Genomic DNA, 12,839 nt, shown 5'->3' on the forward strand with positions numbered 1-12,839 from the left:
ATAACTTGTATTTTGAACCCGAATCAGGAAAGGACCTTTTAACCTTTCACTAATACAATACAATACAATACAATACAATACAATACAATATGTACAGGACAGGAGCCATCGGGGCACTACTTGATATATACCAACAATCTATTTCATCCCTAAAAGAGGTCATCTCTGCCATTCCCGATGAGGAATTAACCATTGTTTACGATCCTCACACCGCCGATGAAGATTGCAGGTCGATCCAGACCATTTTAACCCATGTGGTATATTCGGGATTGGGCTATGCCACCAGCATCAGTAACCATAAAGGAGACGCCCATTCCAGGCCGGAAAAAGCCTTCCATTTGAGTGTAAAGGAATATTTGGATGATTTGGATCAGGTTTTTCAATTTACCGAAAAAGTTTTCAGTAGATTACATGACAATGAACTGGAACAGGCGGATCCCTCCCAAAAGATCAAAACCGGTTGGGGGCAATTCTACGATATTGAACAATTAACAGAACACGCCATCGTACATATTTTACGCCACAAGAGACAAATTGAGCGTTTTTTAATTAAATAAATAATAATATTGTCCCCACCCTAGTGGAAATCCAGAGACATTTTTATTTCTTGTGCTTTATTGGTTGACTGTGCACACTTTTCTGAACCAATACCCCTAAATAAAACCTTTTTTAAGCTTTTCAATTATCCTAAATACCATGATCAAAATTTATGAAATTAACCATAGGTAGAGTTGACAAGGCCGATTTTCCTGAATTACATCTAACTGAAATAGATATAAAAGTGGATACCGGCGCCTATACTTCTGCCATACACTGTAACCAAATTGAAGAGGTGGAAGGAGAAAATGGAGATAAATACATCAAATTTACACTTTTAGACCCCTCACATTCCCACTATAATGAAAAAGAATTCATTGTAAAAAAGTACAAAAAGAAAAAAGTAAAAAGTTCCTTTGGCACTTCTGAACAGCGATTTGTCATAAGCACTGAAATTCAGCTTTTTAATGAAACCTTTCCAATTGAACTAACCCTAAGCGAAAGAGGTGAAATGAAGTATCCTGTTTTACTCGGAAGAAAGCTTTTGGCGAGAAAATTTATTGTTGATCCATCAAAAAGAAATCTTTCCTTTAAATCGAAAAATAAAAAGACATGAAAATTGCGATTTTATCCAGAAATCCAAATTTGTATTCGACCAGGAGGCTTTTGGAAGCAGCCGAAAAAAGAGGCCATGAAGCAATTGTCGTGGATCACCTGAAATGTATCATAGAAATCGAAAAAAAAAGCCCGAAAGTTTACTATAAAGGTGCCTACCTGGATGATATTGATGCCATTGTCCCAAGAATAGGCGCCTCTGTTACTTTTTACGGAACAGCAGTAGTTCGTCAATTTGAAATGATGAAGGTATTTTCTGCGGTTGAATCCCAGGCCCTGGTAAGGTCCAGAGATAAACTTCGTAGTTTACAGATATTGGCCCGGGCAGGAGTAGGTTTACCTAAAACCGTATTCACCAATTATAGCAAAGAGGTCGACCACCTGGTGGACTCTGTTGGTGGAGTACCCATCGTTTTAAAGCTTTTGGAAGGAACACAGGGGTTAGGCGTTGTTTTAGCAGAAACACAAAATGCAGCCACTTCTATTCTGGAAGCATTTAATGGGCTGAACGCCAGAGTTATCGCCCAGGAGTTTATAAAAGAAGCCGGAGGAGCTGATATTAGGGTATTTATTGTTGATGGCAAAATAGTAGGCGCCATGAAACGCCAGGGAAAAAAAGGAGAATTCCGCTCGAATCTTCACAGGGGAGGCAGTGCTTCCATTATTGAACTAACCGATGAAGAAGAGAAAGCGGCCCTCAAAGCAGCCAAAGCGATGGGCTTAGGCATTGCAGGCGTGGATATGTTGCAATCGTCACATGGGCCCCTGATCCTCGAGGTCAATTCATCTCCAGGTTTAGAAGGGATTGAAACGGCCACCAAAACCGATATTGCCAAGGAAATAATCCGGTATTTAGAATTAAATGTAGAATAAGATGTTCAAAATACTGGGGAAAGAAATTAAAAGAGGAACCAGCACAGTAATTGATTTAGAAGTAGCCAAACTCCATACTCGCACCCCTTTAAAAATACCGGTCATTGTAGAACGAGCTAAAAAAGACGGACCCGTTTTACTTTTAATAGCCGGCATTCATGGGGACGAAGTTAACGGAGTTGGAATTATTCGGGAAATTATTCGCAAAAAATACAATAAACCTTCCCGGGGCATTGTGATTTGTATTCCCGTGTTTAACATTTTCGGTTATCTTATCCAAACGCGCGAATTTCCGGATGGAAGAGACTTAAACAGGGTATTTCCCGGTACAGAATCCGGATCTTTGGCAAGCCAGTTCGCTTATGCGTTCTCAAAAGAAATAGCTCCCCTGGTAGATTATGTAATTGATTTTCACACCGGAGGAGCTGACAGAGAAAATGCCCCCCAGGTGAGGTGTGTACTTTCCGAAACAAAAGCATTTGAACTGGCTAAAATATTTGGTGCCCCCTTTATCATACAATCCAATTATATTGCCAAATCTGTTAGAGAAATGGTCAATAAATTAGGGAAAACCTCTTTGCTTTTTGAAGGAGGTAAATCAAAGGAATTAGATGATAAAATCATTAGTTGTGGCGTTAATGGCACCTACAATGTGATGAAATACCTGGGTATGCATGAAGGCAAGCTGACTGTTCCTTTAGATTCTATTATTGTGTCCAAATCAAAATGGATCAGAGCCCCTTTTTCCGGGATGTTCAAATTAAAGGTGGCTAATGGAAGCAGAGTCCATAAGAAGGATGTTTTGGGAGTGATCCAGGATCCATTCGGATCATTTGAAAAAAACGTCAAAGCTCCTTTTGATTGTTTTGTCTTTTGTGTTAACACCTCACCCGTAATCAATAAAGGAGATGCCCTATTTCATGTGAGTGTCGAGAGTGAATCAAAAGTATCAGCAGATGAATAAAAAACTATCCCCTCAGTACTGTCACCGACCCTGAGAATTGTCTTTCTTTGCCATCGTCCATAACGATACGGACCACATAAACAAACACGCCCGGATTCACAACTACTCCTCTGTTTTTGCCATCCCAGGCAGTGCCGTTGAAGATTTTTGCCCCCCATCTGTCATAAATGGTGAGGTCAAGGGATTCAATTTCTCCGAGCGGACCATTTACCGTAAACAGGTCATTAATGCCGTCATCATTCGGTGAAAATACATTTGGTATGAAAATATTGTAAAATTCAAGTTGCAAAAGCACCAGGCTGTCACACCCAAAATAAGAAACCAGGGTAGCCCAATGATCCCCTTCCTGATCAAAATTATAATGATCCAGTTGATAACTTTCTCCTTCAAATATTTTGGCACTGATGGTGTCTGAAAGGGCCTCCAGCACTGAAAGGTCCAATGAAACAATGCTGTCGCAATTGTCGGCCGTTTTCAGGGTATCAATATAAAAGCCACTCTCAGTGAGTTGTTTGTTGCCAAAGGTGTAGAACTCTTCGTTACAGATCGTTTCGGTAAGGTGTTCCGTAAACACGGGGATATCGTGCAGGTAAGCCTTGGTTACGCGGCACAAGCCATCCTCATCTTCAATTTTGACCTGGTAAGTGCCTTCTCCATACATTTGGGTGATTTGTGGAAAGGTCTCACCGATCAGGGCGATTCCGTCTTTAAACCATTGGTAAGAAAGTTCCGGGTTATCCGGAACCTCCAACAGGAATGTCTCCGAGCAAGGATGGGCGATTTCATTTATTTTAAATTCAAATGACCGGATGTCTGCCAATATCAAATGATCAAAAAAGTAATAGGTACTAACAGGATTATTCACCGCGGGGCAGGCAGGTCCAATGGCAATTGCGGCAATATCTTCATTTGGCGTAACTTCAATAAAAGTCTTGACCCATTTGTTTCCCGTGCCGCCATTAACGTAAACAGCCCCCAATTTCACCCAATCAGGTCCATTGGTCGGGCATCCAAAAGCATCATTTCCTGTTCCAAAAGGAAGGTAGTCACAACTGCCGGTTCCAAAAAAAGTAATATCAATAGGGGGCGAAATAGCGGCATTGACGAAACCTACATAAAATTCAAACCGATAAGAGGTTCCTGCTTCCAGCGGCCCAAGCAGGCAGGCTCCAGCGTATTCCTTCCAGTTTCGTTCAGGCGTGTTATCATTTCTCACCCTCCCGTCCCGAAACCCCATAGCTCCCTCCCCGTCCGGGAAAGGAAGCGGCGGCGGAAATTCATCCCACCCCATCCAACCGCACGTATGCAGATAATCGGTAGTAGGTTCAGATGCCTGGATCCAGCCTGTGGCACAATCCAACTGGCTGCGGTCGTGCGGGCAACAATCCATCTCTTCAAAAGAAGGGTTGGGAATCAGGGATACAGGTTCAATCTCCTGGCATTCACAATCTGGATCATTCAGGTCGATCAGGCCATCCCCATCATCATCGATCGCATTATCGCAGATTTCTTCCACAAATGGTTTTAGGCCTGCATCCATTGAGATGAAACCCCAATAGCTAAAAGCCAACAAGGTGATCAGGACTTTTATGCCCGGGCTGGTGTTTTGTGGAAAATTCATTATTCAATTTACGAAAAATTTGATGAAACGAAAAAATATATTTTATCCCTATATCGGGTTGCCGACTGATTTCAAGGAAAAGACTTGATCACTCAACCCTTGTCAATAGAGTTAGGATTAACAATTATTGGAAAAATGAAAAGTGAACTATTGAAAATTAAGTGTAATTTGAACCTGAATCCCGTGAAGTCCCATGAAACTCATCCCGTTCAAAAGTTTCAAATCACACAAACGTTAAAAAAATAAACTGATGAAACGCAGAAATTTTCTTTCCGGGGCAATGGCATTGTACCACATCTCCATTTTTACAAAAATAAAAACAGCTATCTTTATGAGAACAGACAAAGGATTTAAAGTAAAGGCAGGCGAAGCAAGATTCGGCGAGCACTATAAAATGAAGGGCGTCACCCTGAATACACTGGACATAAAAATATCCACTGAGGATACTGAAGGTGATCTGGCTGTTTTTGAACAAACGGGATTAACCCCCAATGGTGGACCGCCTTTGCACATTCACCCTTTTCAGGACGAATGGTTTTATGTTATTGAAGGAGAATATTTGTTCCAGGTGGGTGAGGATAGATACGAAATGAAAGCAGGAGACACCATTTTTTTGCCAAGAAACGTTCAACATGCCTTTCTTCAATTGACAGAGACCGGTAAAATGATCGTTTCATACCTGCCCGCCGGAAAAATGGAAGCTTTTTTTCAGACCACAGACCAATGGAATACGCCACCTTCAAGGGAGGAAATTGCACAAGTATTTCTGGACCATGATATGAAAGTGGTAGGGCCACCATTAAAAATGAATTAAGTTTTGATCAGATATTATTGCACAAAAGACAGGGAGGAACTTATTGAACTGATGCAGCTCAACATTCCACATTATTTTGCCCTTTCCGAATTAGAAGATTTCATCACCTATCTGGATAAAAACGTGGAAGATTATTTTGTGGTCGAAGACTCAGCAAAGATTATCGCCTGCGGAGGAATCAACTATTTTCCGGATCAAAGGCAGGCCCGTTTTTCCTGGGATGTTGTCCATCCCGACCAACATGGGAAAGGTATTGGGAAAAAGCTGGCCCGGCATCGTATGGACCATATCCGGCAAAAAACCGGTATTGACCTCGCAGTGGTAAGAACCTCCCAAATGGCTTATGGATTTTATCAAAAAATGGGCTTTGAGCTAAAAAAAATTGAAAAAAATTATTGGGAGGAAGGGTTTGACTTGTATCTGATGACCCAAGAGGTAAATAAAAAACCATTATCAAAAAAATAAATATGTTTCTTTTATATTGAAAATATTAAGAAAATAATAGAAAAAGTTAGCTATAATGCTTAATTTTCAGAATTAAATATGTTATTTTTTCACAAAATCAATTAAAAATGAATACCAACAAAATTCTTTTGGCGGGGCTCGTCGGCGGAGTCGCTGCATTTTTACTTGGATGGCTAGTATGGGGCATACTACTAAGTGGTTTTTATGCTAACAATGCAGGACCTGCCGCTGAAGCTGCGATGAGAGGTGATAAGGACATGCTTTGGATTCCCCTGATCCTGGGAAATCTGGCATGGGGTTATTTCTTTGCCGTTATCTTTGGCCGCTGGGCCAACATCAGTACGTTTGTCACCGGCGCCAAAGCAGGTGCAGTTTTGGGCCTTTTGGTTGCCCTCTTTTATGACCTGATGAACCTGGGAACAACCTACCTGATGACCACCACGGGAGCTATTGTTGACATCATCGCTTCGGCGCTTGTTTCAGCTATTATCGGAGGTGTAGTAGGCTGGATGTTGGGAAGAAACGGCGGAAAATAACTTTTACCATTCTTGAGCGGTAATTGATTTAATTCTTTTCTTTAACCAACGAAAATCGAAACAACATCGTGGGCTAAGCTCATAAATTTCCTTGTTTCCGAGCTTAGCCCATTTTTTTGATCCACTTTAAGACAAAACAACGAAGGATCTCCCCCCCCTAATAAATATTTTTCATTAAGGTAGCACTAAATTCCTTTTTGCCCTTGTCGAAATTACAATCAGATGAAGATTTTCAGATTTGTTTACTTTGCAAGAATACTTACCAACATCAATATCTTTTTTGCATTTTTGACTTCCATACCGGCTTATGTATGGTGGGCAATTTCGGTTCCGCAGAACGGATGGATTACACCATCATAGGAGAAGCTGTAAACATGGCTTCCCGACTGGAGTCCAATTCCCATCCCGGAAAAATCCAGATCTCCCAAAACACTTATGATTTGGTAAAAGATAAAATGTGAACCCAGAGGACTGGTCAAAGTCAAAGGATTTGACCGGGAGATCATGACTTATTGGGTTTGAAAATAAAATAAAAATAAAATATGCGAGAATCGAATATCAAAACCCCGGGAGTGTACATTACCGAAGTCAATGCATTTCCAAGTTCGGTAGTTCCGGTGGCCACTGCCGTCCCTGCCTTTTTCGGCTATACTCCGCAGGCTTCATACGAAGGCAAAACTTTGACCAATGTACCTCAAAAGATAACTTCTTTTGCAGAATTTCAGGCTATTTATTGCTTCCCTGATCCTCCCCCCCCTTCAGATCCGGCTAAACAATATTCCCCACAATATTACCTGGTAAAAGAAAATGGTCAACCCGAAAAAGGCAATTTTCTGCTTATAGAGGGTAGCTATTATTCCGTTGTACCGGACCCAAATACCATTTATTACCTCTACAACAGCATCCGGCTTTTTTATCAAAATGGAGGAGGCGATGCCTATATAGTTTCTGTTGGAGGGTATGGTCCGCCTTCCGGCAACCCTATGGTTCCAGGTGCTCAAATTGTAAATCCGAATGTTAAACTCAATGACTTGCTGGCAGGCCTTGCCCTTTTGAAAAAAGAGGAAGAACCTACCATGTATATTTGCCCGGAGGCCACCTTACTTTCTGTGGATAATAATGCTACCTTAATGCAGGCCATGCTGCTACAGAATACGGAAATGCAAACGGCCATCAGTATTTTTGATGTCATTGGTGGAAGAAACCCGGATCCCATTCTTTTTTACAACGACATAGAAACCTTTAGAAACAATACCGGATCTATAGGTTTGAATTATGGCACCGTTTATTACCCGTTTGTGGGAACGACTATCATGCAAAAGTCAGCTATTGATTATACCAACTTGTTTGGAGGAGACCTCAAACAACTGGAGTCTGTATTAAATCCACCTGACCATCCAAATCCAAGCGTGGCCGATATTATCGCCAACATACTGGATGCTTCCTCAAAATTGACCATAGCGCAAAATAACAACGCTCTGCTTATTGCCAGTAATACCTATGGTACAATCATTCAATACGTTTTGGAAGATGCCAATATGCTGCCGGCAAGTGGAGGGATGGCAGGAATAATTACCACAGTCGATAATCTGCAAGGCGTTTGGAAGGCCCCGGCCAATACTTCCATGAGCGGAGTGGCCCGTTTGCCCATCCATTTGTCTGAAAGCCAGCAAGGCCCTTTGAATATGGATGCCGTATCCGGGAAATCGATTAATGCAATTCGGCCTTTCCCCGGGTTAGGCATTTTGATTTGGGGCGCCCGGACGCTGGATGGCAATAGCCAGGACTGGAAGTACCTGTCGGTGAGAAGGACGATGATATTTTTGGAGCAGTCTGTTAAAATGGCTGCCCATGCCTATGTTTTTAATCCAAACGATAAGAACACCTGGGAGGCAGTAAAATCCATGATCAGTAGTTTTTTAACTACCTTTTGGAAACAAGGTGGCCTATGTGGGGCAAGTGCAGCGGATGCCTTTTCAGTGGAATGCGGATTGGGAACGACCATGACAGGAGAGGATATTTTGAATGGAATGATGAGGGTCTCGGTTAAAGTGGCCGTAGCACATCCGGCAGAATTTATTGTGATCACTTTTGAACAGGCTATGGCAACTTCAAGTTAATTAATGAACAAATGATGGTTTTATGAAAATGATATTGGCGATAATATTGGTCTTATTCCTGGTTTTCTATTGGCTTTTTGCCCAATCAGACAGGCATTTAAACAGGAACAAACACAACCAATTGCCGAAAGGCAGATTGAAGCATCTCCAGGACAATTATTACGAGGATGAGGTCGGGTTGATTTGGGAATTACAACCCCAAATAAAAAATAAATTTCACCAGCCCGACCATGAAGTTGAAATAATAAATAACCATTATCCTAATGTTGACGGGACATTTTCCCTGGATCCCAAAAATCCAAATTTTAAATTTTTATCCAAAAACAATAATAGGGGATCATTTGAAGCTATCTTACAACCTGATGGAACTTACCTTACCGAAGGCCTTAAGCAGGGAACCTATAATTATGGTCACCCCGATGGACTTTGGGGCAGCATTAAACATGTATTCCTGGATGTAATTCCTCACTTTTTCAATTCAAATTACAAAAGTTAAAAGGTTACTATGATTCATAAAATATTACCAACAATAGTTGAAGAACTCAATGCTTATATTTCAAGAGTTTATGGATTTCACGCTACGGAAAAGAAAGTACTCCTCGGCAATTTGATCGACCAAAACGGACGTCCGAACGGACAGGGAATGGACAAAGTTATCTGCTCCCTCGTCAATATCCAAAAAGAACAATCGATTCAAAATATAGGAAGGATGCCCTCTCCTTCTCCCCCACATTTAAATATCAGCGTTTTGTTTGCTGCCAATTTCAATGATTATATAACAGGATTAAAATTGATCAGCGGCATATTAGCCTATTTTGAAGGCAAGCCTGTTTTTACCGATCAAAATACTCCAGGCCTGCCCCTGAACACCCAAAAGGTTACCGCTGAAATGGTCAACCTGAATACAGAAGAACTCAGCGATTTATGGTCTGTTTTAGGGGGAAAATACTTACCAGGCATCCTCTATCAATTCAGATTTTCCTATTCATCGGATGAGTTGACACTGGAAGAATTACCCCAGGTGGTCACATTGGTATCCCCTCCTGTTAATGGTTAAATGAGGTGATTTTTTTTGCTTAAATTTTTAAAATGCCATTATGAAAAAATTGAGAATCTTATTTTTCATTGCCCTCCTGTTAGGTTGGGCAAGCTGTAATGATCAAAAATCCGACAACGAATCAGGCCCTACAGGGGATAAAACGGCCTATCTCGATTATTCAAAAAATGACGATAAGCTAACGGGAGGAGTGAAAATGATTCCGGTTACAACTCCTGCAGGCACCTTCAACGTTTGGACAAAACGAGTGGGTAACAACCCAAAAATGAAGGTACTTTTATTGCATGGAGGCCCCGGTGCTACTCATGAATACTTTGAATGTTTCGATTCCTATTTCCCCAATGCCGGGATTGAATATTATTATTACGACCAACTGGAATCAGCTTATAGCGACCAGCCATCCGACAGCAGTCTTTGGGAAGTGGACAGATTTGTAGAGGAGGTGGAACAGGTCCGAAAAGCACTTAACCTGGACAGCAGTAATTTCTATTTGCTCGGGCATTCGTGGGGAGGAATACTGGCTATGGAATACGCGCTGAAATACCAGGACAACCTCAAAGGACTGATCATTTCCAACATGATGTCCTCGATTCCTGAATACATCACCTATGCCAATGAAGTATTGGGGCCTCAACTTGACCCCGAAGTCCTGGCCGAAATCAGGGCGCTTGAAGCGGCCGGGGATTATGCCAATTCAAGATACAGCGAACTCATTTACACCCACTATTACCCGGAACATGTGCTCCGTATGCCGCTCGACCAATGGCCGAACCCGGTCAACAGGGCCTTTGCACACATCAATGGCGATATGTATGTCACCATGCAGGGACCCAGTGAATTTGGGGTCGTCGGAGATGCCAAATTAAAAAACTGGGACAGGAAGGCCGATCTGGCAAAAATAACCGTCCCTACCCTGACCATCGGGGGCGCTTACGATACCATGGATCCTAAACATATGGAATGGATGGCCACAGCAGTGCAAAAAGGAAGGTATGTACATTGCCCGACAGGTAGCCATTTTTCCATGTATGATGGCCAGGAAGATTATTTTGATGGACTGATAAAATTTGTCCGGGATGTGGATGCAGGAGATTTCCAATAAACCATTCCATTGGAACTATTTGCCCGCACCCGATAAATTTCATTAAACATGAATCATCCCGAATTTTTTAATTCAAATGGATGCTGAAAATATATTAACAATATTTATCTGCAATATATTCAACTCCTTCAAACCTGTCTTCCGGCGACGCCAGGTAGAGTTGAGATTGTTTTTGTTTGATTTCCAATGGATTACATCCATTGCCATTAATACCTGCCGGCAGGCAGGTTAATTCCCTTCGGGAAATGGATTAAGAATAGAGTTAATTTTTAAAAAGAAGATTAAATTTATCCCCGAATGGGGATAAATATCAATATCGCAGTATGAAATACTGCCAAAAAAGGGACAAAACCCAACTCTGAAAGGGTTGAATGTAACCTGTTTCAAATTAAAAAAAAACTTAAAAAGTTATAATTATCTGACAATCAATTTATTGAAAAAAATCCAGGCAAGGAGGAAGGCGTTAAATCGCCTCCAAGTCCAGTAATTCGAGTTTCTCAAATTTTTCGTATCCAGGAAACTGATCTCTGCCTTGCTGCAGGGTTTCTACAAAGTGAACATCATCTCTCAGCTGGTAATGGCAAAGCGCCTGGTTATAAAAAATATCTGCCTTAGGGCCGAATAATTTAGCGGAATGCCCGAAATAAAGCAGGGCATCCCCGTAAAAGCCAAGATCGTAAAAGATTCCCCCTATTTCATAAGCAAGGTCAAAGGATTCATATATGGTAAAATACATCTCCCATGTTTGATGCATCGTTTGGGCCAGGCGGGTTCGTTCGTTGAAGGTAACCTGTTTACATATCTTCTTCAGCCATGGAAGCAGATTTTTAAATATGGTAGAATCATACCCGAATAATCTCAGGATGGCAATCAGTTCCATCAGGTTCATTTGCCTGAAATTCTGATAAGTAAAACGTTTCAATCCATTGAGATCGTCCGGGCCAAAATCATTCACGAACCGCTGGTAGGCTGCACCAGTCTCCCTGTAGGTTTCGCCATCAGGCAAAAATTGCAGGCACCCTAATTGCAGATACAGTGAAGCAAATGCCGGGAACATCGCATTACCACCTTGTTTTTTGCAAAAAGCCCCGAGGGCATGATAATTGACCCAGACAGAAAAACTTCCATGGGTGATGATCTCCGGCTTATCGGAACCTTCCAGATCATGCACTTCTGCATATCCTTTATCCATAGTAAGCAGCATCAGCCCTTTGGAGGAAAGTCCCTGTAGGTTCTTGATGCATTGAAGGCCTTTTTCCGGGAACAGGATATAGGATTCCTGAACCAACTCCTTGTAATCCCCGAGGATCTCGTCGATCACCGGATCTTCGTAAAAAGGGATATTCAGGGGAGCTTTATCATACACCAATTCCAGGTTTTTGAGCAGGGTGGCTTCATCCATTCCTTCCGGATCAAGAGCTGATTCAAGTGCTATGGAACAATTGTAAATTTCACCATCCTTAACCTGAAAAAGAGCATTGGGCAGAGAATCAAAAAAGTAATTGGCAATGGCAATCAGTGGCTGATCCAGCTGCTGCGGCAGGAGGATGGTTTTTGAATGACGCAATAACAACTCTTTGCTCTCCAAACCGTCAAAATAGGCCATATCCAACAGTCCCTTTGAGAACCACTCCTGAAATTGTGGGTGAGCATGAAAAAAGTCGAGATTGGATTCTACTATATCGCTCAGCACATAACAAAAATCAGGAAGCACCGTATCCACCATTCCAATCAGTCGTTGCAGGTGTTTGATAACGTGAAAGGACAGCCGGCCATGTCCCGCGCCCAATTCAAGGATGTAAATTTTTTCACGGGTTACGCCTTTAGAAGCCAGATCTTTAAGAAACCCAAAGATCAACTCAGCATAAGCCCTGCCTACCATGACATTGCTCGTCAAATGGTGGGGAACGTCATTGTCCCGCCAGGCATTCAATCCGGCTTTTTGATAATATCCCCGATTAATCTCCCAGATCATGCTTTCTGAAAAGGGCTTCGAAGATTCGACCTGGTATTTTTTTTGCTCCATAGGACAAGCTTATTATGTGAATAAAACCATCCTATAACTCGGCCAGCTTATACTAAATAAGGAGTGAAGTAGAAACAAACGAAGATTCAAATGTTAGGTAAAGATACGT

At 41.8% G+C, this 12,839-nt stretch carries 13 protein-coding genes and 1 pseudogene; 12 read left to right on the forward strand and 2 right to left on the reverse strand.

The features are described from left to right. The first annotated feature begins 89 nt into the window (after positions 1–89). The 4 genes from H6571_18235 to H6571_18250 all read left to right on the forward strand — a co-directional run bounded on the left by H6571_18235 (position 90) and on the right by H6571_18250 (position 2,989). A complete protein-coding gene (locus tag H6571_18235) occupies positions 90–557 on the forward strand; it encodes a DinB family protein (protein ID MCB9325683.1) in 468 nt (155 codons plus the stop codon). Positions 558–709: 152 nt separating this feature from the next. After that, complete coding sequence (locus H6571_18240; protein MCB9325684.1) at positions 710–1,153, forward strand: ATP-dependent zinc protease; 444 nt, start codon at positions 710–712, stop codon at positions 1,151–1,153. Further along, positions 1,150–2,025, forward strand: a complete 876-nt coding sequence (rimK, locus tag H6571_18245; GenBank protein MCB9325685.1) for a 30S ribosomal protein S6--L-glutamate ligase — start codon at positions 1,150–1,152, stop codon at positions 2,023–2,025. Before H6571_18240 ends, rimK begins: the two co-directional genes overlap by 4 nt. A gap of 1 nt (position 2,026) precedes the next feature. Then, on the forward strand, positions 2,027–2,989 hold the full coding sequence (locus H6571_18250) for a succinylglutamate desuccinylase/aspartoacylase family protein (GenBank protein ID MCB9325686.1): 963 nt from the start codon (positions 2,027–2,029) through the stop codon (positions 2,987–2,989). Positions 2,990–2,993: 4 nt separating this feature from the next. Here the strand turns inward: H6571_18250 and H6571_18255 are convergent, their stop codons facing one another. After that, positions 2,994–4,610, reverse strand: a complete 1,617-nt coding sequence (locus H6571_18255) for a gliding motility-associated C-terminal domain-containing protein (protein MCB9325687.1) — start codon at positions 4,608–4,610, stop codon at positions 2,994–2,996. Between the two features lie 250 nt (positions 4,611–4,860). On the opposite strand from H6571_18255, the gene H6571_18260 reads away from it, so the two are divergent. The 8 genes and pseudogenes from H6571_18260 to H6571_18295 all read left to right on the forward strand — a co-directional run bounded on the left by H6571_18260 (position 4,861) and on the right by H6571_18295 (position 10,704). Next, positions 4,861–5,424, forward strand: coding sequence for a cupin domain-containing protein (locus tag H6571_18260; GenBank protein ID MCB9325688.1), 564 nt, complete (start codon positions 4,861–4,863; stop codon positions 5,422–5,424). A gap of 51 nt (positions 5,425–5,475) precedes the next feature. Then, positions 5,476–5,889 carry a GNAT family N-acetyltransferase gene (locus tag H6571_18265; GenBank protein ID MCB9325689.1) on the forward strand — a complete coding sequence of 138 codons (414 nt, stop codon included), beginning with the start codon at positions 5,476–5,478 and terminating at the stop codon, positions 5,887–5,889. Positions 5,890–5,996: 107 nt separating this feature from the next. After that, positions 5,997–6,425, forward strand: coding sequence for a hypothetical protein (locus H6571_18270; protein ID MCB9325690.1), 429 nt, complete (start codon positions 5,997–5,999; stop codon positions 6,423–6,425). A 311-nt stretch (positions 6,426–6,736) separates the two neighbouring features. Next, a pseudogene (locus tag H6571_18275) lies at positions 6,737–6,947 on the forward strand (adenylate/guanylate cyclase domain-containing protein). A 20-nt stretch (positions 6,948–6,967) separates the two neighbouring features. After that, a complete protein-coding gene (locus H6571_18280; GenBank protein MCB9325691.1) occupies positions 6,968–8,545 on the forward strand; it encodes a phage tail sheath family protein in 1,578 nt (525 codons plus the stop codon). 22 nt (positions 8,546–8,567) lie between these two features. Then, positions 8,568–9,041 (forward strand): hypothetical protein, encoded by a 474-nt coding sequence (locus H6571_18285; GenBank protein ID MCB9325692.1) that lies wholly within the window; start codon positions 8,568–8,570, stop codon positions 9,039–9,041. A 9-nt stretch (positions 9,042–9,050) separates the two neighbouring features. Then, positions 9,051–9,602, forward strand: a complete 552-nt coding sequence (locus tag H6571_18290) for a DUF4255 domain-containing protein (protein MCB9325693.1) — start codon at positions 9,051–9,053, stop codon at positions 9,600–9,602. 40 nt (positions 9,603–9,642) lie between these two features. Then, positions 9,643–10,704 (forward strand): proline iminopeptidase-family hydrolase, encoded by a 1,062-nt coding sequence (locus H6571_18295; GenBank protein ID MCB9325694.1) that lies wholly within the window; start codon positions 9,643–9,645, stop codon positions 10,702–10,704. A 463-nt stretch (positions 10,705–11,167) separates the two neighbouring features. On the opposite strand, the gene H6571_18300 is transcribed toward H6571_18295, so the two are convergent. After that, positions 11,168–12,730: an SAM-dependent methyltransferase gene (locus H6571_18300; GenBank protein MCB9325695.1), complete on the reverse strand. Its 1,563-nt coding sequence runs from the start codon at positions 12,728–12,730 to the stop codon at positions 11,168–11,170. Positions 12,731–12,839 lie beyond the last annotated feature (109 nt).

The organism is Lewinellaceae bacterium, from assembly GCA_020636105.1.
Classification (GTDB): domain Bacteria; phylum Bacteroidota; class Bacteroidia; order Chitinophagales; family Saprospiraceae; genus BCD1.